This window comes from Massilia eburnea, from assembly GCF_009720745.1.
Classification (GTDB): Bacteria; Pseudomonadota; Gammaproteobacteria; order Burkholderiales; family Burkholderiaceae_D; genus Rugamonas; species Rugamonas eburnea.
Genome location: NZ_WNKX01000009.1, coordinates 136,716 through 158,911, shown reverse-complemented (window position 1 = coordinate 158,911; position 22,196 = coordinate 136,716). Strand labels below are relative to the sequence as shown.

General features: G+C 59.0%; 36 protein-coding genes. 27 read left to right on the top strand and 9 right to left on the bottom strand.

Translation table 11 applies throughout. The annotated features are described in order from the left end of the window. The first annotated feature begins 178 nt into the window (after positions 1-178). The 4 genes from GM658_RS14240 (at position 179) to GM658_RS14225 (ending at position 2,676) form a co-directional block, all read left to right on the top strand. Entirely contained in the window at positions 179-511 is a 333-nt protein-coding gene (locus tag GM658_RS14240) for a hypothetical protein (RefSeq protein WP_155454711.1), read from the top strand. Positions 512-635: 124 nt separating this feature from the next. Then, a complete protein-coding gene (locus GM658_RS14235) occupies positions 636-992 on the top strand; it encodes a hypothetical protein (protein ID WP_155454710.1) in 357 nt (118 codons plus the stop codon). A gap of 918 nt (positions 993-1,910) precedes the next feature. Beyond that, positions 1,911-2,315 (top strand): hypothetical protein, encoded by a 405-nt coding sequence (locus GM658_RS14230; protein ID WP_155454709.1) that lies wholly within the window; start codon positions 1,911-1,913, stop codon positions 2,313-2,315. A gap of 64 nt (positions 2,316-2,379) precedes the next feature. Then, the gene (locus GM658_RS14225; protein WP_155454708.1) at positions 2,380-2,676 is read left to right on the top strand and encodes a hypothetical protein; all 297 of its coding nucleotides are present in this window, start codon (positions 2,380-2,382) and stop codon (positions 2,674-2,676) included. A 56-nt stretch (positions 2,677-2,732) separates the two neighbouring features. Here GM658_RS14225 and GM658_RS14220 read toward each other — a convergent pair whose 3' ends face one another. After that, complete coding sequence (locus tag GM658_RS14220; protein WP_155454707.1) at positions 2,733-3,002, bottom strand: hypothetical protein; 270 nt, start codon at positions 3,000-3,002, stop codon at positions 2,733-2,735. A gap of 129 nt (positions 3,003-3,131) precedes the next feature. Here GM658_RS14220 and GM658_RS14215 point away from each other — a divergent pair, with 129 nt between their 5' ends. The 20 genes from GM658_RS14215 (at position 3,132) to GM658_RS14120 (ending at position 11,445) form a co-directional block, all read left to right on the top strand. Continuing rightward, positions 3,132-3,359 (top strand): hypothetical protein, encoded by a 228-nt coding sequence (locus GM658_RS14215; protein WP_155454706.1) that lies wholly within the window; start codon positions 3,132-3,134, stop codon positions 3,357-3,359. 111 nt (positions 3,360-3,470) lie between these two features. After that, entirely contained in the window at positions 3,471-3,620 is a 150-nt protein-coding gene (locus GM658_RS14210; RefSeq protein ID WP_155454705.1) for a hypothetical protein, read from the top strand. 63 nt (positions 3,621-3,683) lie between these two features. Continuing rightward, entirely contained in the window at positions 3,684-3,902 is a 219-nt protein-coding gene (locus GM658_RS14205) for a hypothetical protein (protein ID WP_155454704.1), read from the top strand. 43 nt (positions 3,903-3,945) lie between these two features. After that, entirely contained in the window at positions 3,946-4,287 is a 342-nt protein-coding gene (locus GM658_RS14200; protein WP_155454703.1) for a YciI family protein, read from the top strand. A gap of 74 nt (positions 4,288-4,361) precedes the next feature. Then, positions 4,362-4,661, top strand: coding sequence for a hypothetical protein (locus GM658_RS14195; protein ID WP_155454702.1), 300 nt, complete (start codon positions 4,362-4,364; stop codon positions 4,659-4,661). A 158-nt stretch (positions 4,662-4,819) separates the two neighbouring features. After that, complete coding sequence (locus GM658_RS14190) at positions 4,820-5,404, top strand: M23 family metallopeptidase (protein ID WP_155454701.1); 585 nt, start codon at positions 4,820-4,822, stop codon at positions 5,402-5,404. A 94-nt stretch (positions 5,405-5,498) separates the two neighbouring features. Continuing rightward, positions 5,499-5,885 (top strand): VOC family protein, encoded by a 387-nt coding sequence (locus tag GM658_RS14185; protein WP_155454700.1) that lies wholly within the window; start codon positions 5,499-5,501, stop codon positions 5,883-5,885. A 27-nt stretch (positions 5,886-5,912) separates the two neighbouring features. Next, positions 5,913-6,185, top strand: a complete 273-nt coding sequence (locus GM658_RS14180; protein WP_155454699.1) for a hypothetical protein — start codon at positions 5,913-5,915, stop codon at positions 6,183-6,185. A gap of 37 nt (positions 6,186-6,222) precedes the next feature. Further along, entirely contained in the window at positions 6,223-6,606 is a 384-nt protein-coding gene (locus tag GM658_RS14175) for a hypothetical protein (RefSeq protein WP_155454698.1), read from the top strand. 15 nt (positions 6,607-6,621) lie between these two features. Continuing rightward, positions 6,622-7,062 (top strand): VOC family protein, encoded by a 441-nt coding sequence (locus GM658_RS14170; protein ID WP_155454697.1) that lies wholly within the window; start codon positions 6,622-6,624, stop codon positions 7,060-7,062. 11 nt (positions 7,063-7,073) lie between these two features. Further along, positions 7,074-7,367: a hypothetical protein gene (locus tag GM658_RS14165; protein WP_155454696.1), complete on the top strand. Its 294-nt coding sequence runs from the start codon at positions 7,074-7,076 to the stop codon at positions 7,365-7,367. After that, entirely contained in the window at positions 7,361-7,843 is a 483-nt protein-coding gene (locus GM658_RS14160) for a hypothetical protein (protein ID WP_155454695.1), read from the top strand. The genes GM658_RS14165 and GM658_RS14160 overlap by 7 nt, the downstream gene beginning before the upstream one ends. Positions 7,844-7,860: 17 nt before the next feature. Then, a complete protein-coding gene (locus GM658_RS14155) occupies positions 7,861-8,355 on the top strand; it encodes a lipocalin-like domain-containing protein (RefSeq protein ID WP_155454694.1) in 495 nt (164 codons plus the stop codon). Beyond that, a complete protein-coding gene (locus GM658_RS14150; protein ID WP_155454693.1) occupies positions 8,355-8,684 on the top strand; it encodes a hypothetical protein in 330 nt (109 codons plus the stop codon). The genes GM658_RS14155 and GM658_RS14150 overlap by 1 nt, the downstream gene beginning before the upstream one ends. A 2-nt stretch (positions 8,685-8,686) precedes the next feature. Further along, a complete protein-coding gene (locus GM658_RS14145; RefSeq protein WP_155454758.1) occupies positions 8,687-9,112 on the top strand; it encodes an SgcJ/EcaC family oxidoreductase in 426 nt (141 codons plus the stop codon). Further along, on the top strand, positions 9,109-9,471 hold the full coding sequence (locus GM658_RS14140) for a nuclear transport factor 2 family protein (protein WP_155454692.1): 363 nt from the start codon (positions 9,109-9,111) through the stop codon (positions 9,469-9,471). The genes GM658_RS14145 and GM658_RS14140 overlap by 4 nt, the downstream gene beginning before the upstream one ends. A 52-nt stretch (positions 9,472-9,523) precedes the next feature. After that, on the top strand, positions 9,524-10,024 hold the full coding sequence (locus tag GM658_RS14135; protein ID WP_155454691.1) for a DUF4240 domain-containing protein: 501 nt from the start codon (positions 9,524-9,526) through the stop codon (positions 10,022-10,024). Between the two features lie 43 nt (positions 10,025-10,067). Next, complete coding sequence (locus GM658_RS14130; protein WP_155454690.1) at positions 10,068-10,439, top strand: cupin domain-containing protein; 372 nt, start codon at positions 10,068-10,070, stop codon at positions 10,437-10,439. 24 nt (positions 10,440-10,463) lie between these two features. Beyond that, on the top strand, positions 10,464-10,940 hold the full coding sequence (locus tag GM658_RS14125; protein WP_155454689.1) for a hypothetical protein: 477 nt from the start codon (positions 10,464-10,466) through the stop codon (positions 10,938-10,940). A 100-nt stretch (positions 10,941-11,040) separates the two neighbouring features. Then, positions 11,041-11,445, top strand: a complete 405-nt coding sequence (locus GM658_RS14120; RefSeq protein ID WP_155454688.1) for a cupin domain-containing protein — start codon at positions 11,041-11,043, stop codon at positions 11,443-11,445. Here GM658_RS14120 and msrA read toward each other — a convergent pair. Continuing rightward, positions 11,435-11,962 (bottom strand): peptide-methionine (S)-S-oxide reductase MsrA, encoded by a 528-nt coding sequence (gene msrA, locus GM658_RS14115; protein ID WP_155454687.1) that lies wholly within the window; start codon positions 11,960-11,962, stop codon positions 11,435-11,437. The genes GM658_RS14120 and msrA overlap by 11 nt on opposite strands. A gap of 151 nt (positions 11,963-12,113) precedes the next feature. Here msrA and GM658_RS14110 point away from each other — a divergent pair, with 151 nt between their 5' ends. The 3 genes from GM658_RS14110 to GM658_RS14100 all read left to right on the top strand — a co-directional run bounded on the left by GM658_RS14110 (position 12,114) and on the right by GM658_RS14100 (position 14,423). Beyond that, complete coding sequence (locus GM658_RS14110; protein ID WP_155454686.1) at positions 12,114-12,620, top strand: flavin reductase family protein; 507 nt, start codon at positions 12,114-12,116, stop codon at positions 12,618-12,620. Between the two features lie 25 nt (positions 12,621-12,645). After that, complete coding sequence (locus tag GM658_RS14105; protein ID WP_155454685.1) at positions 12,646-13,824, top strand: acyl-CoA dehydrogenase; 1,179 nt, start codon at positions 12,646-12,648, stop codon at positions 13,822-13,824. Positions 13,825-13,952: 128 nt separating this feature from the next. Then, entirely contained in the window at positions 13,953-14,423 is a 471-nt protein-coding gene (locus GM658_RS14100; protein WP_155454684.1) for a group II truncated hemoglobin, read from the top strand. Here the strand turns inward: GM658_RS14100 and GM658_RS14095 are convergent. From GM658_RS14095 to purE, 7 genes are all read right to left on the bottom strand, one after another. Then, positions 14,401-15,504 carry an alpha/beta fold hydrolase gene (locus tag GM658_RS14095; RefSeq protein WP_155454683.1) on the bottom strand — a complete coding sequence of 368 codons (1,104 nt, stop codon included), beginning with the start codon at positions 15,502-15,504 and terminating at the stop codon, positions 14,401-14,403. The genes GM658_RS14100 and GM658_RS14095 overlap by 23 nt on opposite strands. A 118-nt stretch (positions 15,505-15,622) precedes the next feature. Further along, positions 15,623-16,303, bottom strand: coding sequence for an OmpW/AlkL family protein (locus tag GM658_RS14090; RefSeq protein ID WP_155454682.1), 681 nt, complete (start codon positions 16,301-16,303; stop codon positions 15,623-15,625). 20 nt (positions 16,304-16,323) lie between these two features. Then, on the bottom strand, positions 16,324-17,697 hold the full coding sequence (locus GM658_RS14085; protein WP_155454681.1) for an SGNH/GDSL hydrolase family protein: 1,374 nt from the start codon (positions 17,695-17,697) through the stop codon (positions 16,324-16,326). A gap of 195 nt (positions 17,698-17,892) precedes the next feature. Then, positions 17,893-19,434 carry an alpha/beta hydrolase family protein gene (locus tag GM658_RS14080; RefSeq protein ID WP_155454680.1) on the bottom strand — a complete coding sequence of 514 codons (1,542 nt, stop codon included), beginning with the start codon at positions 19,432-19,434 and terminating at the stop codon, positions 17,893-17,895. A gap of 44 nt (positions 19,435-19,478) precedes the next feature. Continuing rightward, a complete protein-coding gene (locus tag GM658_RS14075) occupies positions 19,479-20,534 on the bottom strand; it encodes an L-threonylcarbamoyladenylate synthase (protein WP_155454679.1) in 1,056 nt (351 codons plus the stop codon). Further along, a complete protein-coding gene (locus tag GM658_RS14070; protein WP_155454678.1) occupies positions 20,531-21,703 on the bottom strand; it encodes a 5-(carboxyamino)imidazole ribonucleotide synthase in 1,173 nt (390 codons plus the stop codon). The genes GM658_RS14075 and GM658_RS14070 overlap by 4 nt, the downstream gene beginning before the upstream one ends. Further along, entirely contained in the window at positions 21,700-22,194 is a 495-nt protein-coding gene (purE, locus tag GM658_RS14065; protein ID WP_155454677.1) for a 5-(carboxyamino)imidazole ribonucleotide mutase, read from the bottom strand. The genes GM658_RS14070 and purE overlap by 4 nt, the downstream gene beginning before the upstream one ends. Positions 22,195-22,196: the final 2 nt, after the last annotated feature.

Genomic DNA, 22,196 nt, shown 5'->3' with positions numbered 1-22,196 from the left:
TGCGCGTTACGGCAGCCAGTTGCTTTGTACGTTGGGCCAACAAACGATGAATCGGACACGAAAACTTTTTGCTGTTATAGCGATCGTATTTGCCTTCGCTACTTCGGCCGCAGAACCGTCTCGGCCGACTGGGCCAACGCGTCCGGTTCGTTCCGAATTCTTTGCGTCGCAGGTCGCAATGGTACTGGTCGAGCGGGACGCCTCTACTGCTATCTTTGCGCTAACACTGTCACTAGAAAAAGTATTGCCACCAAACTCATCTTTACAAGTTGAGTTCGAAGACCCTACGGCTCCAGATGCGTTGTTTGTGGTCTCTGGATCAGTTAACGAGAAAGGACTTTTGCTTGCACAATCCCCGAAATTCGAGGGACTTCGAAACAAGCGCGCGTACCTGGCGCGAACCAAAGTTCTGGGAGCAGACCAACAGGTGCTTTCGATTCATGACCAGTGGATTTGGTTCAATATGCCGAACGAACTGCGAAAATTTTATGCGACTAAAATCATCGACTAACTTGCCCAACAATTCCGTCAACCGGACCTCCATCGCTGCGCGCTGCTGTGGCCGGTTACGTCCAACGCAGGGCTAGCGAATGAGCGGTGACATTTTCTTTAGCAGTGGAGCTCTCCGGCTTGCCATGGACTTCGTTGAAGTCCATGAGCGGAGTGGTGCTGTACACGCGAAAATTCTCGTCGAGTACATTGGCCTTCGGCAACAGGCTAGTTGGCTACTTGACGGTGCTTGGATTGAGTATCCTGCGTTATCTGCTTTTGAAGAACAACTACGCGATGGCGAGGAAGCCACGCTAATTGATATGAGCGATTATGTCGTGCTTACGTTTTTCCGCGAGTCCTCAGTCGAACGACTGCTTATCAACCCACCTTCTAAAAGGTCGTCGACTGATGGTGCATTGATCTCGCTGGATTTGAAACTTGAAAGTGGAGCTATGCGATCGTTTAATAGTGCCTTGGCGGAGTTTCCAAAATGGTGGTGACTGCGGTCGAGAGTTTGTTGCCCAACCACTCAATCCAGCGGACGCCTGACGGCGCCTCTGAATAACGCGCGTTGGGCCGCATGCTTATACGCACTGCCTCAGTTCTCGCACTACCGTTGTTGATCTCTGCATGCGCAACGTCCACAACAGAGAGTGACTATTCCCTTCAATGGAAAAAAGACTCGGTGCGCCTTGTGGTGGTGGATGATGAGGGGAAGCCCGTTTCCGCCTTCGGCGGGAAATACTTTGGCGTTCCCGGGTATCTTTTCTTAGGGACAGAAGTTGCCTTTCATCCTGGCGTGAGGCGTATTAGTCATATCTGCCCTCGTCCACCTGGATCTATTGAGGTGCTTGATATTGCCCCCTCAGTTTCATTCGACTTCAAAGCGGGTCACAGCTATGAGCTTTCTTGCAGGGCAGGCCTACCCCACATCCGGGAGTTAAAATAATGCCCAATCATTCCGTCAACCGGACCTCCGCATCGCCACGCGCTGCTGCGGCCGGTTACGTCCAACGTTAGGCTGGAGGACTGTTTGGCTAACCTGGTTCAACTCTTGACTGTGGAAGATCATTTCTCTATTTCCGAAGCAGGTCTTACGCTCGTGCCGGATTTCTCCATGCCCCAAGGGACTGGGTGGAAGAAATTTAGCTTCATGGTGGTTGTTCGCGCTGTTGGAGCAGCGGATCGTCGATTTCGTGCTCTTGCGAGTCCCATGCACTTTCACGTTCGAGATCCGTCTGTTGCTAGGTCTGGTTGGCGGCTTCTTGTAGTGTTACCTTCCGCTACAATGAACGACGTTCCAATTGGAAGCACCGTTCTATGTGAGCCTCAAATCATTCAACGACTTTTTGCCGAAAATGGCCTAACAACTCATTCAACGCGGACGCGCACCGGTTAATTCAAGAACGTTAGAGCACATGCAGCATCTCCTTCGCATCCTCGCGCTTGTAGTCATCACTGTCGTCGCGTTTGTCGCGAATGCATACGCACAGGATTACTGGGCAGGTTATCTATTTCCCCGAGTTTATCCGCGCCCTTACTTGGAGATGGTCAGTGCAGCAATCGTCGGCGCGGTTGTAGCGGCTATCGTTGCGGCCTTGCCGTTGGCGATGCTTTTTCGGACGAAGGCGTGGCTCGCCGGGCTATTTGTTGCGCTTCCGGTCATCACACTGCGTACACACGAAATTGTAACTAGCGACAATCAGACGCAACAATCAGTTGTCGACATGGCTTGGGTGGAAATGCTTTCGTACACATTTCTAATCGTTTGTGCCGTCTTGCTGGTATCGCACCGAATGCGAAAGGACAGTTGTGCGCTCTAACATTCCGATTCAGTGGACGGCTGACGGCGCCGCTGATCAATCACGTTCGGCTTAGGAAGAGATCTTGGACGCACAACCTAAACACATTTCGCTAGAGGGCTTAAGCGAGGCGGAACAAATACAGTGCATGTTTCCAAGCGCACCTGATTGGGAGACTGTTCCTGACGAGGTCTTGCTCGAACTCGTTCGAACTTATTTCCAAGAGCCTTCATGTGCCACCTCTGCGTTAGGTTACCTTTGGCGGCGAAATCATCCGGCCGCACGAGAATTGGCGTTATGGCTTCTTTCTGAAGAAAATGCCGATCAATGGCTGAAAGAGAGTGCGCGAGAGTATCTTGAGGAATCCGACGATGAGCGATAATTTATTGGTCCAACAATCCACTCCAGCGGACGCGCACACTAATGCCACAGCCTCTGTCAATCAACGAAGCGCTTGATCGAATCGACGAACTTGCGGGTTCCGACATCTGTGTTCGAGGTATTCTGTCTTTTGAGTTCGAAGACGTCTCGATTACACATCTGCCGCGCGCCGAGCGGCGCGAAGGCGAAATGTCTTCGATTTGGATTTCGACTGGCGATGGCTCTCTCGGTTTCGATCAAGAAGTCTGCAAATCTCTGAGCGGCAAGGTCGTAGTTGTAGAAGGTATGCTGCTCAAACCCGCGCCGCCATTTGAAGGTTGTGGTCATATGTGTTTGTGGCCAGCGGAGATTCTGGCTCACACACTGGAGCGGGAATGAAGGTAAATGCTTAAGCAACCGGACGGCTTCCGCGCTGCGCGCTGTAGACCGGTATCGCAAACATTAGGCGCAGGACTCATGGAAAAGTACAAAAATCTGAGCGGCAACTCTGGCGTTACCTTTTATGAGATGTCCCGCGACGCCATCACCGTTCAATTCAATGACGGCTGGAAGTACCTCTACACGGCACAAAGTGCTGGCGGGGAAAACGTAGGTAAAATGCACCGTCTTGCCACTGCTGGACGAGGTCTCGGCACGTTTATTAGCCAGACAGTACGCGAGAAGTATGCACGGAAATGGCACTAACGATCCAATGCCTAACCTTCCAATCGACTATGAGCAATTTCTCGCACTGCACGGGCCTTTCGAGGTCTTCGTTCGTGGTGACAACGAGCCCGGGGGTATGTGGCCCTTGGGATGCTGGAAGAAATCCCCGGCAATAATGTCGACATCGAAATCAACAAGAACGCGGTGGGCTTCCTGGCGTTCGCCGGGGATGATGGTAGTGAGATCTTGGCCAATCGCTCCACCGGACGGCCTTCGTCGACCGGGGAGCTTCAACCTTAAAATTCTATGATGCACTTGCTGAATGTGGCATTTTGCTGGGATTGAAGCGCGTTGGGAATCGATATGAACGAAGCTTGGGAGCAGTTAATTGCTGGGGCTGTCATTTTCGCGGTTTGCGTTGCCTTCGGGCTGAAAAGAAAGATTGAATGGGAAGGTGGCACGGACACCAATGCGAGTGAACACCCCATCTTATTTTGGTCGTTCGTTATCGGCTTTGGTTGCGCAGGCGCTGTCGCCGCCGCAATGGGTATCTTCGTATTGCTTGGCACGCGCCACGGCTAACTTATGGCTCAACCCAGCAATCACTGACCTGAAAGGAAAACACATGGCCAAGTATCTGATCTCCTTTCCCAGCGCGGCGATGGTCGTGCCAGACAGCGAATTCGAAGCAGTCGGCCGCGACGCGCATGCCGTGATCGACGAGGCGAAGGCCGCGGGGGTTTATGTCTTCGCGGGGGGCATCGACGAAAGCGTGCCGCCCGTTCTCGTCTCGGCCAACGGCCTGGTCTCGGAAGGCGGCTATCCTTGGGCGCCCGTTCTTGACGGTGGATTTACCGTACTTGAACTGCCGTCGCGCGAAGATGCAGTCGCGTGGGCCGCGCGCATTGCGAAAGCGTGCCGGTGCGAGCAGGAGTTACGCGTCTTCAGCTTCGACCCGCGGGCCTGACTGCGGTACCGAAATGACCCTGTCTAAGCTATGTCTTTGATGATCCGATCAATTTGAACCTTTTGCGCCCATCTATGAAAGTGCTCGATCACGAACCCCAATGCTGGTTCTTGTTGGAAGATGAGGGGAGTCTGCTCCTTGACGCTAACTGCAACCACAGCTTTATTGGCTACGACTTCCTGCTCCGTTTGAATTCTGAGGAGCTCGCCCAGTACAAGACCAAAGGACATGACTACCTATCCTGGCTGGCGGACGACATCCAGAACTCTGCGCCGATTCTCGCCGCCAGCACATCGAAATATAAGGACCGCAATCTTTCGGAAGCGTATTCGGGACGGGTATTGGCAGCTATCCGCGCCTGGAGAGGAGAATAAGTGCACTCTGCTTCGCTTGATCATTCTGCCAATGGGAGATGTGCGCAAAATCGAATAGCTCAATAATTGATGTATATTTGCCAACCATCGCAGTCGCCTTCGATGTGCCGCTGCGTGTCGACTATCTCAATTGTTAGACCTTTGGGAGCTATCAACAAATGAAGACAATCCTCGCAGTTTCCGCAGCATTGCACTTCTCGGCCGCATCGGCTGTTACCAGCGAAATCCCTACTGTCCTGGCTCACCCGATATTCGGACAACCGTTCGCATGTACCGAACATTGGCAAGGGAACGTCAAGGAATTGGGCGATTCCCTCGGCACGGATTGCGTGATCCAGCAATTGGTCGAGGACCATGGCCGCACCTGGATGCGTTCCTACAAGCGAGACGGAAGCCGCAATGAGGACTGGTATGTCTGGGACAAGGAGGTGCTTTCGCCGTGTTCCTGCGAAGTTCAAAAAACCGGCGAGAATCCAACGCCCAACCGGCCGGGAGTCTTGGGGAAACCGCCCGCATCATATGTGGAGCTGAAAAGAGATGACGGCGTGACTTTCGTCCTGGCGCACGTTGCGAAGCTTGCCGTAAAGCCCGGCGATAAAGTCGAAAGCGGCCAGGTCATCGCGCGCGTGGGAAACAACGGATATTCGCGCCATCCCCACATTCACATGGGTGCATACAAAGGTAATGAACCGATGCAGATTCACTTCGACCAGGTTGCCATGGGAAGACTGTTCGAGAAATGAGGATAGCGCCCAACACAGTGTCGTAAAATCCTTCGGCGCTGCTGATGCCATTGCTCGCGGCGAGAAAAATAATCCATAAACATAAGGAGATCAAATGAAACGAGTTACTGGTGTCGGCGGTATTTTCTTCAAGGCCAAAGATGCCCCAGCGCTGCGGGCTTGGTACAAGCAGCACCTGAGCGTTGACGTTCAGTCCTGGGGCGGCGCTGCCTTTGACTGGACCGATGACGAAGGCAAGCCGGTTGCCGGCACAACTGCATGGTGCATCAATTCGCAAGAGAGCGACCACTTTGCGCCAAGCACGTCCTCGTTCATGGTGAACTACCGGGTCGCCGATCTGCACGGCCTGGTCAAAGCCCTGCGCGAAGAAGGCTGCAACGTCCTCGATAAAATCGAAGAATCCGAATACGGCAAGTTCGCCTGGGTTGTCGATCCAGAGGGGAACAAAGTCGAACTCTGGGAACCACCTGCCGGTCAGTGACCGCGACATTTGTTGAGGTAATCTGCTTTGGAAAGCATCGGTCTTATCGCATTTTTGGGTACGGTCTCCACCGTTGCGCTTGGAATCCTGTCGATTTTCAGGCGGTGGCGCCCTTACGCCTCATTCGTACTGGGCGCTTCGGTGCTGGTCGGCCTTTCAGTAGCGAGGCAGGTCACTGAAGGTAAAACCAGCGTCCTGGAAGTCTGGGTGACGTGCTTCTTCATCATGCTGGGTGTCCAGGTTTTGTTGGCGCCGGTGGCTCTCGTGACATTCCTCTTCACGCAAAACAAAAATCCATAAAGTTCCCCGGCCTTTAATACAGGCCAGGGCAAGCGCCATGTTTTCTGCCGACTCCATCTACGTCCAGGTTTTTTCCAATCGATTCGTCGTAAAGAATGTCGATACCGATCATTCGATAGTCGTTGATCGCAACCTTGAGTTTGCGTCGCCGCGCATGCTCATCGCGGACTTCACCATGGCGCAGCATCAGTTGAAGGCAGCGGTCAAGTCGCTGCGCCGGGGCGTCTTCGCACCTGCTCCCCAGATTCTGATTCATCCAATGGAGCAAATTGAAGGCGGGGTCACGCAAGTTGAATACCGCGTGTTTGTCGAACTGGCGCTGGGTGCAGGCGCCGCCAAGGCAGGCGTTCACGTTGGGCCGATTCTGTCGGGCGATGCCATCAAGCTCGCTATTCGTGAGTACAACAATGGCAAACGTTGAAATCCAGGAGGCATCATGACTGTTAAGCGTATGGATAACGTTGGGATTGTGGTGGAAGACCTCGATGCGGCGATTGAGTTCTTCGTCGAGCTTGGGCTCAGGCTCGAAGGACGCGCGCCGATTGAAGGCGACTGGGCAGGCAAAGTCACGGGCCTGCCTGGCATGCGCGTGGAAATTGCCATGATGCGGACCCCCGATGGCCACAGCAGGCTTGAGCTGTCGCGCTTCCTTGCGCCGCAGGTGGCTGCCGATCATCGCACCGCGCCAGTAAACTCGCTGGGCTATCTGCGTGTCATGTTCGCAGTCGAGGATATCGACGCAACCTTGACCCGCCTCGCCAAGCTCGGTGCGCAATTGGTTGGCGAAGTGGTCGACTATCAGAACATTTACCGGCTCTGCTATATCCGCGGCCCCGAGGGGATTCTCATCGGCCTGGCGCAAGAACTTTCACACTGAAAAACCAAAAGATGGATGACGTCACGAGAAAGGAAATCCTGTCGCTGGGCCGAGCCGCTCACGACTTGACCGAGCAGTCGTATCAACAGAATTTCGCTAAACGGGGCGAGGCGGAATGGGCTGAGAAGCAGCGAATCCTGCTGGCCGACATGGCCCTTCATTTATTGCAGACCGCGTTGAAGGATGGCGAATTTTCGGAAGATGGACTGAAGAGAAATCTGTTCTCGATCCTGACCATTTCAGACCAATTTATTCAAGGGCATGAGCTCAAGGCTATTGCGGAAAAACTGTATTCGTCATGCTAAGTAAATTTCGCCTCAGTCTTTTAGCGGCAGCCCTGCCCTTCGCGGCTAATGCAGCCGCGACGCCGACTCCGCAAGTTGCGGCAGTGAGCAGGCTTTACGAAGCCTTCGCTTACGAGGCGGTGGTGAACTATCCTCTCGCTCCCGGGTTTATCGACGAGTCGAAAGAAGTACTGCTGCGCTATATCACCCCGGAACTGTACGAACTGATTCATCGCGACCGGCTCTGCACGATGACCAAGCATGAGATTTGCCGGCTTGATTTTTTGCCTTTATGGGGCAATCAGGATCCCATGGGAACGGAGGTGGCATTCGAACCAGGAGCGTCGGCCAATACCGTTATTGCGCACATGCGCATTGGCGACGCTTCGCACCAGCTCACATACACTCTGGTGCAGACCAATGCCGGCTGGCGCGTCGACAATATCGCTTATGATGAATGGCACACGAACCTGAAGAAGATCCTCGGCTCAAAGTAACGACGAAGGGAGAAATCATGAATAAGTGGATCGCCTCCGCGGCATTAATGCTTGCTCTGCCTTCGGCCAGTATGGCCGCGCAGCCTTCCCTGAAAGAGCAGATTGTAGGTACCTGGACCTACGTTTCCGTCGACCTCATTCGCGCTGATGGAACACGCGAGGCTCTTTTCGGACCTGATCCCCAGGGGCAGGCGAGCTTTGACGCAAATGGCCGCTACATCCTGATGACTTCCCGCGCAGGCCAAGCCAGGTTCGCCTCCAGTAATCGCATGGAGGCCACACCGGAGGAAAGCAAAGCCGTCGTGCAAGCGACGATCGCGCACTTCGGCAGCTACTCGGTCGACGAGGCGAATCAAACTATTACCTTCCATATTCAGACCAGTACTTTCCCCAACTGGAATGGCACGGAGCAGAAGCGCCCATTTACCATCTCAGCAGACGAACTGCGATGGAAAACGCCGGCATCAACTGGCGGCGGTACCGCTGAGGTGGTATTGAAACGAGCAAGATAATGGAGACCCTGATGGTAAGAAAACTCATTGCTTTGGCCGTGATCAGTTTGTCGCTGGGCGCTTGCGACATGGTCGCCGCAGTCAAGGATGGAATGGCGCAATCGGAAGCAGCAGCGGAGTCCATCGAGAAGCAAGTCGGCGTGAAGCCGCAAGTTGGGTTCAGCTACCACAATGGCTCGTTCACCGCGGCGACTATTCAGTTCCCATCCATCCCGTCGGCGAGCCTGCCCGAAGTCGAAAAAATTACACGCAAGGCGGTGTTGGATTCCTTTAAAGGCGAGCCCGAAAACCTGGTGGTCTCGTTTGTGTTCAAAAAGAACGGCTCTTGAAAATGGACAGGCCAGAAGACGCGGCTGCAGCATTCCAGGCAGCCTGGAATGCGCATGACATGGCGGCACTTGGCGCCTTGATCGATAAGGATGCAACGTTCGTCAACCGCTTCGGCCACTATGTGCGCGGCGTTGATGAAATCGTGGCGCTTCACGTCCCGATCCATGAAACGATTTATCGCGACTCAACGCTTGAGAATGAGCTGATTGATGTCGACCATATCGCGGAAGGCGCGGCCGTCATTCATTTCTGGAGCCGACTCTCCGCCGGAACCGCCCATCCGGCAGGCCCGCATCAAGTCGATACCATGATCCTCGCGGTGCTGACGAAAAAAGACGGCAGCTGGCGCATTCGAGCATTGGAAAACGTCACGCTGTCAAATCCCCGCACCGGTGCGGCGATGCTGCGCGACCTGGGCCGGCCATGAATGATCAAGTCTCAAAAGCCCTCGCTGCGCGCGAACCGCTTTTTCATCGTCCGGAGTTTGGAACTTCGCGTGCCGATTTCGAAGCAATGATGGCGCCTGAATTCTGGGAAATCGGCGCTTCCGGAGCCCGTTATAGCAAAGCGTTCGTCCTCGACGCACTGGCGGAGCGGCATGCCAGGCCGGTTGCCGAATCCTATGTGCTGACCAGCTTCGCCTGCCAGGAACTCTCTCCAAACCTGTACCTGGCCACATATCGCCTCGATCAAGGTGGGCGCCACAGCCAACGTTCGACCATCTGGCGTTACAGCGGCGATGCCTGGCAGGCGGTCTTTCACCAGGGGACTTTGATCGCAGGTTAAAGATTGCTCCGTGTTATTATTTTTTCAAATAGTTGGTAGCCGAGGAGACGGAATGGATAAAGCAGGTTTTTGGAAGATCATCGACAAGTCGCGCATGGAAGCGGATGGCGATCCTGAGGAGCAGCTGGAAATTCTTGGCGAACTTTTGCAAGAGCTGCCGCCTGACGAAATCGTCTCCTTCGACCGCTATTTATGTGAATACCACGCAGGTGCGGATCATTGGGATCTCTGGGGTGCGGCATACATCATCGGCGGCGGCTGTTCCGACGATGGCTTTATGGACTTCCGCGGTTGGCTGATTTCCCGTGGCGAGAAAGCGTATGAAGCGGCAATGGCCGATCCGGAGTCGCTGGTCAATGTCATCAATGATCACGATGGCGAATGCCAGGTGGAAGGCTACCAGTACATCGCCTCACAGGTATGGGAGAAGAAGACGGGAAAGTCGGAATTCCCATCGCATGACCTGCCACGGGGAATGGACACTGCGGGCACGCAGTGGGATGAAGAAGACCTGGCAACGAAGTTCCCCAAGCTGAGCAAAAAGTTTGCTTGATCGGGCTGGTCCGCCGAAACACAGATTGATGGAGTCACCTTAAATGAATGACGTGGTCTCGCCCAAACATATTGCTGCCAGCCTCACGGAACACTGGTCGCCGCGCGTGGTGGCGGAGCTTGACGACTCATTCGTCAAAGTGGCCAAGGTCCTTGGCTCGCTCGCATGGCACAGCCATGACAATGAGGATGAACTTTTCTTCATCCTCAAAGGCTCCCTGGCGATCGAGATGGAAGACAGGACGGTTGTTCTGAATGAGGGCGACACGTTCGTCGTTCCGAAAGGCGTCAGGCACAACCCTGTCGCGAACGAAGAGTGTCTCATCATGCTGATAGAACGAAAGTCGACCCTGCACACCGGCACTGAGGTGACCGCAAAAACACGCAGCCTCGCCGATCAATTGCGACCAGTTTGACCATCCCTCATGACAGAGACATCCATGCCGCAGCCATTTACCTTCATGACCCAGTATTTCTGGGTATTGTGCCTGGCGTTCGGCGCCATCAATTACCTCAGGGTACGTCGGGCCCTGCCAGCGGAGCCCAGCAGCGAGGTCAGCGGCTATGTGAAAAAGTTCGCGATTGGCGTGAACCTGCCGTGGCTTGTCATGGGTGTAGGGCAACTCACCGGCTACACGCCGAACGTCTGGTATTACTTCCGGCCTCAGGATGGCAATCCGTTTGTCATCGCCTGGCTGGCAACCGTCTTCGCTGCTTCTTATTTCTACGCCTGGTGGGTTCTCTTCGCCGGTGGCGCCGAAAAAGTCCGCGACTTGCATCTCTCGCTCATGCTCGGACATTACTCCGGGTCGCGGCAGCCGTTGTGGGCGATCAAGCTGTTTGCGGCAATCGGGGTCATGTTCCCGGTTTGGGTCTACGTCGCGATGTCGATGGACGCACCACTGCCAAAGTTTTAAGTGGATGACGAATTTGAACGCCTGACAAAATACGACCTGCACCTCTTGGCTGATCGCCCTGGAGCAGGTCCAGGCAGCGCACAAGGAAGGAGTGTCGAGCATGACTTCAACCGTCGGGCCGTTCCTGGCCACTGAGACTTACCTCCACCTCGGCCCCGAAGGGACTGCAATCCCGCTCGAGGTCGATGAATCATTCTGGGAAAAGCTGACCACAGGCGGCTTCAATCACCTGGGCCCCGGTCCGCTGGTGTCGACTTACGATTTCAATGAAGACTGGGCAAGCTGGGAGCAGCATCCGGCGGGCGAAGAAATGGTGTTCCTGGTCTCCGGGGCCATGGAATTCGTCCTCGAGACCAACGATGGCGAGCGGAAAATCGCGCTGACGCGGCCCGGCCAGTTCCTGCTCGTGCCGCGCGCAACCTGGCACACCGCCAACGTTGCGGAATCAGCCAGGGTGCTGTTCATCACGCCCGGCGAAGGGACCAGCCACCGCCCTAGGTCTTGAGCTTGTCTGCGTAAGTCTTGCGGAACTTGGCCACCTTGGGCGCCACCACAAAGGCGCAATAGCCCTGCAGGGGATGTTGGGCGAAGTAGTTCTGGTGGTAGTCTTCGGCCTTGTAGAACGGCGCGGCCGGCGCCAGTTCGGTGACGATCGGCGCATCCCACACATGGGCCATTTCGGCGATCACTTGCCGCGCAGTGGCTTCCTGTTCGGGAGTCTCATAGAAGATCACGGAGCGGTACTGGGTGCCGACATCGTTGCCTTGCCGGTTCAGGGTGGTCGGGTCGTGAATGGTGAAGAAGATCACCAGCAGGTCGCGGTAGCTGATTTGAGCCGGGTCGAACTCCAGCCGCACCACTTCCGCGTGGCCGGTTTCGCCGGTACAGACCTGTTCATACGTGGGATTGGGCTGAGCGCCCCCCGTGTAACCGGATTCCACCTTGGTCACACCTTTGACCTCCAGATACACCGCCTCGGTGCACCAGAAGCATCCACCGCCCAGGATTGCTACTTCAGCCATATCGCCCTCCTCACGTACCGGAAGTATTACTGTAGCGCAAATCGGCAGTCACTGCTCAAAAAGTGCCGCCTTAGCTAAAATCCCCGTCGCTTTCGCCAAAGGTTAGACTATCGTTCTTTGGCATAATCTCTTTGAAACAAACAGGTCCCGCATGAATACCAGCTCCCCACGCGCCACCTCGCGCGAATTCGATAGTGCCCATTTTCGCCAGGCGCTGTCGCAATTTGCCACCGGTGTCACCGTGATCACCACGCGGCTTGCTGATGGCAGTTTCCGCGGCTTGACGGCCAGTTCCTTCAATTCCGTCTCGCTGAACCCGCCATTGGTGCTGTGGAGCCTGGGCACTGGCGCCAACAGCCTGCCCATTTTCAGCGGTAACTCGCACTATGTGATCAATGTGCTGAGCGCCGACCAGGCCCACCTGGCCAAGCTGTTTTCGACCCGTACCGAAGACCCTTTCGGCACCGTCGAATATGAGCTGTCGCGCACCGGCCAGCCGATCCTGAAGGGTTGCACGGCGTGGTTTGAATGCCACAACCGTAGCCGCTACCCGGAGGGCGACCACGTGATTTTCGTGGGCGAGGTCGAGCATTGCGAGTTTGCCGGGAACGCGCCGCTGGTTTTCCACGGCGGCCAGTTCAAGGGCCTGTTGAAATGATTGATTTTTTATAAAGAGAGACGAAATGAGCAAAGCCGCATTCCACTGGGACGATCCCCTGCTGCTGAACGACCAGCTGACCGACGAAGAGCGCATGGTGCGCGACGCCGCCGCGGCTTACTGCCAGGACAAGCTGCAGCCACGCATCCTGGAAGCTTTCCGCCACGAGCAGATGGACACCTCCATCTTCCGCGAAATGGGCGAACTGGGCCTGCTGGGTCCAACCATCCCGGAACAATACGGCGGCCCTGGCCTGAACTACGTCGCTTACGGCCTGATCGCACGCGAAGTGGAACGTGTCGACTCCGGCTACCGCTCGATGATGTCGGTGCAGTCCTCCCTGGTGATGGTGCCGATTTATGAATTCGGTACCGAAGCCCAGAAACAAAAATACCTGCCCAAGCTGGCCACCGGCGAGTGGATCGGCTGCTTCGGCCTGACCGAGCCAAACCACGGCTCCGACCCTGGCTCGATGATCACCCGCGCCAAGAAGGTGCCGGGCGGTTACTCGCTGACCGGCTCGAAGATGTGGATCACCAACTCCCCAGTGGCCGACGTGTTCGTGGTGTGGGCCAAGGACGATGAAGGTGCGATCCGCGGCTTCGTGCTGGAAAAAGGCATGAAAGGCTTGTCCGCACCAGCGATTCACGGCAAGTTCGGCCTGCGCGCTTCGATCACCGGCGAAATCGTGATGGACGAAGTGTTCTGCCCTGAAGAAAACGCCTTCCCGGACGTGCGCGGCCTGAAGGGTCCATTCACCTGCCTGAATTCGGCCCGCTACGGCATCGCGTGGGGCGCGCTGGGCGCCGCGGAAGCCTGCTGGCACACCGCACGCCAGTACACCCTGGACCGCAAGCAGTTCGGCCGCCCACTGGCCGCCAACCAGCTGGTGCAGAAAAAGCTGGCCGACATGCAGACCGAAATCACCCTCGGCCTGCAAGGCTGCCTGCGCCTGGGCCGCATGAAGGACGAAGGCACTGCCGCCGTCGAAATCACCTCCATCATGAAGCGCAACTCCTGCGGCAAGTCGCTGGACATCGCCCGCGTGGCGCGCGATATGCTGGGCGGCAACGGCATTTCCGACGAATTCGGCATCATCCGCCACATGGTGAACCTGGAAGTGGTCAACACCTACGAAGGCACGCACGACATCCACGCCCTGATCCTGGGCCGCGCGATGACCGGCATCCAGGCCTTCCAATAACAAAAAGGGGTACGTCCCCTTTTTCGAAAAAGGGGACGTACCCCTTTTTTCCAGAGGCCCCGCCGCGTGCGGGGCTTTTTAATGCGTGCTAGCATGCTTGCCGATCCCCACCTCAGCGGAGACTCAGCATGCCTCAAGATAGCGTTCCAACCTTGTACGAATGGCTTGGCGGCAGCGATGCGCTGAACAAGCTCACCACCCGGTTCTACCAGCACGTGAAAGCCGATGCCCTGCTCGGCGAAGTCTTCGCCCATATGGGCGATCATCACCCGGCGCATGTTGCGGCCTTCCTCGGCGAAGTGCTGGGCGGGCCAACCGCGTATTCCGAGGCCCACGGCGGCCATGCGCACATGATCCGCCAGCACCTGAACCGCCACCTGTCGCAAGAGCAGCGCCGCCGCTGGGTAGCGCTGCTGCTGGAGACGGCCGATGAACTAGGCATGCCGGACGATCCGGAATTCCGTTCGGCCCTGGTGGGCTACCTGGAATGGGGGTCGCGCCTGGCGGTCATCAACTCCCAGCCCGGCGCCAGCGTCGAAGAAGAGCAGCCCATGCCCAAGTGGGGCTGGGGCGAAGTCAAGGGGCCTTACGTTCCTTAGCCAGCGGGCGTAGGTAGTTCAGCAGGCTGACCAGCACCTTGCCCGGTTCTTCCCACGGCATCATGTGGGCCGAATGCTCGAACCATACGCTTTGCTTGTATGGCGCCTTCAGTTGCGCCATCCATTTCACGACGGGCTCGGTAGGCGTGGTGTAGTCGTGGCGGCCCAGGAACATCACCACCGGGATCGGGAATTTCTTCACCTTGGTGAAATCGACTTCGGTCCACTCCTGCAGCACGGCGCCGAGCGTCAGCTGGTTGCCTTCGTCAATCGCCTCCCAGTCCGACTGGTTGTATTCGGGCGATAGCATGGGTGCACGGAAGAAGTACACCGAGTCGTTTTTGTACGCACTCAAGCCACCGTAGTATTGCGGCCATTTGCGGGCCACAATGATGCGCTCGCGCGTGATCGGCTGGTCGCCTGGATATGGCGCGATGGTTGCCATCTCCTTCAATGCTTCGGTGTTGTTGTGCAGCTTGGCCTGCTCGACGCCGAAGTCGTAGCTGATACGCTCGTTCTCGCGCATATTGGCAATCTGGCCGATGCCGACGTAGGCATGGAACAGGTCCGGACGTTTCAGCACGGCGCGCGTAGAGACGATGGTGCCCCAGCTGTGGCCAATAATGATCAGCTTGTCCTTGTGGTACTTGGCGCGCAGGTGCTCCGCCACCTCGATCGCGTCGTCGACGAATCGGTCGATACGCAGCGTGCCTTCTATTGCCTGCTTGTCGTTGGCGCGCAAGGTCTTGCCGACCGCGCGCTGGTCGTAATGGGCGACGGTGAAGTATTCCTCGATGGGACGCTGCCATTGCCATGTCGTTGGCATCAATGGCGAAGCCGGGCCGCCGTGCACGAACAGGATCATGGGATTGGCCTTGTCCTGGCCGCGCACATTGATCCACTGCTCGATGCCGCCGATGGTGGCTTTGTAGGTGTCCTGTACCCCTTCCGGCGCGACGATATGCGTCAGGTCTTCGACCATGGCGCGCGCGCGTTGGCAGGGTTGGGAGTCGGCGCAGTTTTGCGCCAGGGCGGATGTGCCGATACACAGGGCTGCGAGGCCCAGCCAGACTGATTTCATGCGGGTTCCTTGCGACAGTTGGTTTGCGAAATGAGCACCGATCATAGTGCAAATTTTGCATCCGTGCTGGAAAGAAAAAAGCCGCCTTGCGGCGGCTTTTGCAATGTTCGGAAGCGGCTTAGAAGCGGTAACCGACGGACAGGCTGACTGCCAGTGGATCAAGCTTGATGTCCAGCGTCTGCCCGGTGGAGAAGTGGGCGCGGGTCTTGAGCTTGGTCTTCACCACGTTCAGGTCGGCGTAGAAGCGTTCCGACAGCTTGGCGGTCGCGCCCAGCACCACGCTGCCTGCGCTCTTGGAATCCAGGCTATAAGTCACCGGAGCGCCGCCCGTATTCAGGATCGCGGTCAGCTGCGCCGAACCAGTCTCCTTGCGGAAGTAAGCATAGGTATAGCCGATGCCTGCGTACGGACGCACGATGGCGTTCGGCTCGCAGAAACGGTATTGCGCGAAGATGGTCGGCGGCAGCGCTTCAGCGGTACCCAGCTTGCCGGTGCCCTGGATGGTGCCGGCGCCGTACAGGGTGTGCTTGTACGGAGCGCCCAGCATCAGCTCGGTGCCGATATGGTCGGTGAACATATAGCCCACGCTGAAGATCGGCTTGGTGTCGGATCCAACTTCGGCCTTCACGCCTGGCTTGGAAGGCGCGGTAACGTCGCCCGAAGTCACGTCCGGTGAAATGCGGTTGACGCCGACTTTGGCCAGCCACTCGCCCTGCGATTGCGCGGAGGCGCCCGATGCTGCGCCCAGCGCGGCCGCGACGGCCAGCAGCTTGATAGCGCTGTTGATACGTTTAGTCATTGTTTATCCTTTTTCTGTAATTACATCCAGCCCTTGGCGATCAGGCGTTCCGAGATGTAGCGCGCCGCCTGCAGGCCCAGGTACGGAGTCGGGTGCACGGAGTCTGCAAACGCATAGTGGCTGACGTCGCCGGCCACGAGGTTGGTGGCGTTGCAGCCCAGCGAGTTGCCCAGCGGGTTCTTGGCCGGGGTGAAGTCGCAAGCAGGATCGGAGCTGTTGGTCAGGCCGTAGATGCCAGGGTTGGTCGCCTGGTCGTGGGTCAGGGTGTAGGCGTCGATCAGCAGCACTTTGCTTTCGCTGCCCAGACCGGCGGTCAGCGTGTCGTTGAATGCTTTCACCGCTGCGTTGATCACGCTGCGGCCAGCATCGGTGGTGGCGCGGCCGGCAGGCGTGGTCGCGACGTCCGGCATGCCGACCACGGTAACGAAGTTGGCGCCATTGCCGATCAGCTGGGTCTTGACGGTGGAGACGATCTGGCTGGCGGCGGTTGCCACGGCTTGCACTACGCCCGGCGCGTTCGCGGCGAAGTAATCGGTGCCTGCCTTGGTGCCGGCTGCGGAAGCATCCGCCTGCGCTTTGACAACCATCGGGCCATACACTGCCGGCGACGAAGCGGCGGTATTACCTGCCAGTACGGCAGCAGTGACCGCAGCGGTGACCACGGTTTGATCGGTGCTGCCAGGACGCGCCGCTTCGGTCGCCATGGCGATGCTGATCGATTGGACGGCGGTAGCCGGGTTGGTCGCACCGGCGGCCAGCTGGGTGGCCAGGCTGGTCACAAAGGCAGTCTTGCCTGCCGCGGTACCGGCAGCAGTGGCTGCATCGCCGAGCTGCTGCATGCCGACCAGCAGGTCGTTATTACCGGTGAGCACGAAGATGATCTCATCGCCCTTGAACTTGCCGCCCACTGCTGCCAGGTGGTTCGCCACCTGGGTGGTAAATGGATAGGTCAGCGCGCCAAGCGGGCTGCCGGTGAGCTTGTTGCCGATGCCAACCGGGTTGCTGACGCGCGAGCCGCCCTGGCCGTAGCCGTAGCAGCCGGTGTGGACTTGCACTGGCACGCTGAAGCCCTTGGTGGCATCGCCATCCAGGCCGGTGACGGCTGCACATGGTGCGGGCAGGCCCAGCTGGGCTGCAATCAGTTCAGGCCAGATCTTGCCGGTCAGGGTAGGATTCACCGCGGTGTTGTCGCCGTTGATGGTGAAGCGGCCGCCGCCAATGGCTGCCACCGTGCCGACCTTGTAGGTGCCGACGTCCACCAGGCTGTCGCCAAAGATCACTTCGGCGGAATATTTGGTTTTCGGGGTTTGATCGCCGGGGCGCGGGTCGCTGCCGCCGCAACCGGCAATAACGGCTGCTGCCATGACCGTCAAGGCAAGTTTGAAATGACGCATTGTGTCTCCAGGGGGTTGTTTTCTTGTAGGCTTTGCGAACGCGCGTGCTATTCGCAGCCAAACTAATATGCCAGTTTAGGCAAGCTTGATACAAGGAGAAATTTGTAAAAACAACAGCCTTGCACCGAAGCGGCGCGAGACTGTAGCAGCGGCGCATCAGGTGTGCAAGTTATTGCTTGTCGGCAGCTGCTGTGGTCACCGCGCGGCCGACGCCTCCGGCCGCATCAACGCATCGAAATAGCTGCGCGCAGCCAGCAGGCAAGGGGCGCCAGCCAGGCGGGCGTGATAGCTCTCCATCATGACTTCGTCGACGCTGCGGCCGCTCTTCTCGGCCTCTTCGCGCGCCTTTTTCATGCTCTCTTCGCGTATCAGGACGAAGCTGTGGCGGGCGTTCGTGAACTGGTCGTGCGCGTCCTGCTGTTCCAGGTCCACCAGGGTCGGCGCCGCGCCGTGCTGGCGGAAGTATTCGGCCGCTGCGGTGGCGTTGAAGAAGGGGACGGACGGGTCCTTGCTGCCGCCACAGAGCAGCAAGGGGCTGTGCGGCGTGTAGTTGCGCAAGTCATTCTTCAGCATCCATTTGCGCAAGTTGTTGGCAGGGGCGCAGTCGCCGTCGTCGCAGGGGTGCTCGGCCACGTCTTCCAGGTAGGCGTTGCGGTAGCTGGTGCGCACCAGGTGAGGATTGCTGAAATAGGCCGAGGCGCCGCTGCCCTGCGGCTGCGAGTCGAGCGCAAAGATGGCGCGCTTGGGCAGCTTGCCCTGCTTGAACAAATCGCCGCGCGTTGTGTTCGATGGGAACAGGGATTCGATGCCGCTGGCGTACTGCATTTCATACAGTTCGTCCGGCTTGCTGTAGATCGCGGCGCCGGCGCGCTGGGCGGAGGTGGCGATCAGCGGCAGGTAGATCGTGATGCCCGCATTGGGCTGGCCGCCGAAGACGACGTCGGAAAAGCGCGCCATGGCATACGGGCCCGATAGCCCGGCGGCGGCCGTGACGTGGAATTCATCGCCCTGCTGCATCGCGCGCTGCGTGGCCAGCGTGACGTGGCCGCCTTGCGAATAGCCGGCCAGGAACAACTGGGGTCCCGCTTGCACTTTCAGGCGCGCCATCGCGGCGCGGGCGGCGCGCATGGCATCCATCATGTCGGCCGATTGCTGCTCGGCGTTCAGGTACGGGTGGTAAGGCAGCGAGGAACCGTCGTAACCGGCGTAATTGGGCGCTACCACGATATAGCCCTGCGCCGTGAACAGGGCAGCCACCAGCTTGGCTTCGCCGCGCAGGCGGGCCATATTGTGGTCCTTGGCGGTCGAGGTGCCGTGGGCGTACAGCAGCACTGGGCGCGGCCCTTGGCACTCCGGGTCGTCGCCGGAAGGCAGGATCAGCGCGGTGCTGGCGTCGGTCGGTTCGCCGCCGCCGCCGATGGTGCTGTAGCGCAGGCTGTAGGTGGTGATGGTGCAGCGCGGCTTGCCGGCGGCCTCCGCCAGCGAGCTGCCGGCTTTCTGCAGCACTTCGGCCAGCATGGCCGGTTCAATGTGTTTGGAGATACTGAAGGGGCCCGTGTCGATGCGCGACAGGTTGGGTCCTGACAGCAGTGTACCGCGTTCGGTGAAGGCAAGCCGGGAGCGCACAAGGGCTCCCGATTCAGCGCCGCCGGTGGCCAATGCACCGGGAAGCAGCAGCGCGGTGGCGACAACAAGCCCTCCCACGCTGCGTGCGATGTGTGCCGTGATGCGGGACATGGCTGCCTCCTCGCTTGCGCAGGAGGCGGGTTGCCCCGCTGCGGTTACGACCTCAGGAAACGCTCAATAATGCCGGTCGAGCCGAAGGCAGCGCGGCGCAGGCGGTCATTGACGCCCAGCCAGGCATCATCGGCCGGCGGCGCTTCGACCAGGATCACGTCAACCTGCTCCAGGTCCATTGCGCGCAACGCGGCATACACACCATAAGCATACCCCTTTGGCTCGGCAGGGAGCGCTACATTTGCTTGAGTCAGCGCAAACGGCGTGTAATGGATCAGGGCTGCACTACGCCCTCGCAGCTTGAGCTCCGCAAGGACTTTTTCGATGTCGCCAGTGGGCAACAGTGCCACCGGGGCCTTGGGCGCGTAATGCGATTCCAGCGTGCCGGATGCGCGCGGCGCGGCCTGGTCAGGCTGGCGCGGCATGGCGCCGATCACGCCGGCGATCTGCTGCGCGGTGATGTGGCCGGGGCGCAGCAGCACCGGGCCGTGCGTGGCCAGGCGCGACATGTCGAGGATGGTCGATTCGATGCCGACCTGGCTGGAACCGCCATCGAGCACGGAGTCGATCACATTGCCCTGCCCTACTTCGTCGTGGAACTCGTCGCGCACGTGCTGCGCGGTGGTCGGGCTGACGTTGCCGAACTTGTTGGCGGAAGGCGCTGCAACGCCGCCCTTGCCGCCCTTGAATGCCTGCAGCAGCTGCATCGCCACCGGATGCGATGGGCAGCGGATGCCGACCGTGTCCTGCCCGCCGGAGACGGCGTCCGGGATGTGGGCGTTGCGCTTGAGGATCAGGGTCAATGGGCCGGGCCAGAAATGGCTGGCCAGCGCACGTGCTTCCGGTGCAACCTCGGTGGTCCAGTAATCGAGGTCGGCGCCGGGCGCGATGTGCACGATCACGGGATGGTCTTGCGGACGGCCTTTGGCGGCGTAGATCTTTGCCACTGCGGCCGGATTTTCTGCGTCCGCACCGAGGCCGTAAACGGTCTCGGTGGGAAATGCGACCAGCGCGCCCGCTTCCAGCGCCGCAGCCGCAGCGGCGATGTCGGCAGGCGCGGCCGCGGCTGCGGCAAGGGCGCGTGTTGATGCGTCGGTCATGCTGCGATCCCGAGGATGGCGCAAGCGGCGTTGAGGTGCTGCTGCGCTTCCGCCAGCGTCGGGGCGACGAAGGTCAGGTGGCCCATCTTGCGCGCACGGCGCGGTTCTTCCTTGCCGTACAGGTGCAGGTTGGCGCCTGGCAGCGCCAGCACCTTGTCCCACGCCGGTTCGCGCACATCGTCGCCTTCGCCTTCGTACCAGATGTCGCCCAGGATGTTCAGCATGACGGCCGGCGAATGCTGGCGCACATCGCCCAGCGGCAGGCCGGCCATGGCGCGCACCTGCTGTGCGAACTGGCTGGTGACGCAGGCGTCGATGGTGTAGTGCCCGCTGTTGTGCGGGCGCGGCGCCATCTCGTTCACGACCAGCGAACCGTCCGCCAGCACGAAGAACTCAATGCACAGCACGCCCACATAGCCCAGCTCCGCCACGATCGCTTGCGCGGCGCGCTGCGCTTTGGCGGCGCAGTCCGCGGTGATGTTCGGGCCGGGTACGGTGGTCGTGAACAGGATGCCGTCGCGGTGCACGTTTTCGGCGATCGGGTAGACGACCGATGCGCCATCCGCGCCGCGTGCCGTCAGCACCGACACTTCGTACGCCAGCGGCAGCATCTTCTCCAGCAGGCAGGTGACCTTGCCCATGGATTCATACGCTGCGCGCACGTCTTCGCGCGACTTCACGCGCACCTGGCCTTTACCGTCGTAACCCATGCGCACCGTCTTCAGGATGCCCGGCAGCAGCTCATCGCCGATGGCGTCGATGGCGGCGTCGCTGTCGATCACTTTGTGCGGCGCCGGCATCACGCCGGATTTGGCGGCGCTGGCGACGAAGAAGCTCTTTTCCGCGATGCGGTCCTGCGCCACGGACACCCCGTGTGCATTCGGCGCCACGAAGACCGATTGCGCCAGGCGCGACAGGCTGTCGGCCGGGACGTTCTCGAATTCGGTGGTGACGGCCACGCATTGTGCAGCCAGTGCATCGAGGCCGGGGGCATCGCTGTAGCCGGCGTTGATCAGGCGATTGGCCGCCTGCCCGGCCGGGCAGTCAGCGGCCGGCTCCAGCACGGCCACGTTGTAGCCCATGCTCTGCGCGGCGTGCGCGAACATGCGGCCAAGCTGGCCGCCGCCCATCACGCCCAGCCACGCTGGAGGATTCTTCACATTACTCATACAGGCAAAACCATTGCTTTAGCGGCCGCGGTTTGCGACACACGGAACTCTTCCAGCTTTGCAGCCAGCGCGTCGTCGGTGGTGGCGATGATCGCCACAGCCGTCAGGCCCGCGTTGGCAGCGCCCGCCTCGCCGATGGCGAAGGTCGACACCGGCACGCCCTTCGGCATCTGCACGATGGACAGCAGCGAGTCTTCACCGCGCAGGTACTTGGACGGCACGGGCACGCCCAGCACCGGCACGATGGTCATGGCAGCGACCATGCCCGGCAGGTGGGCCGCGCCGCCGGCGCCGGCGATGATGGCGCGCAGGCCGCGAGCACGGGCGCTCTTGGCGTAGGCATACATCTCGTCCGGCATGCGATGGGCGGAGATCACTTGCGCTTCATACGGCACGCCGAACTGCTTCAGCATGTCGACGGCGTTCTTCATCACGTCCCAATCCGAGGACGAGCCCATGATGATGCCGACCAGTGGTTTGTTGTCCGACATGG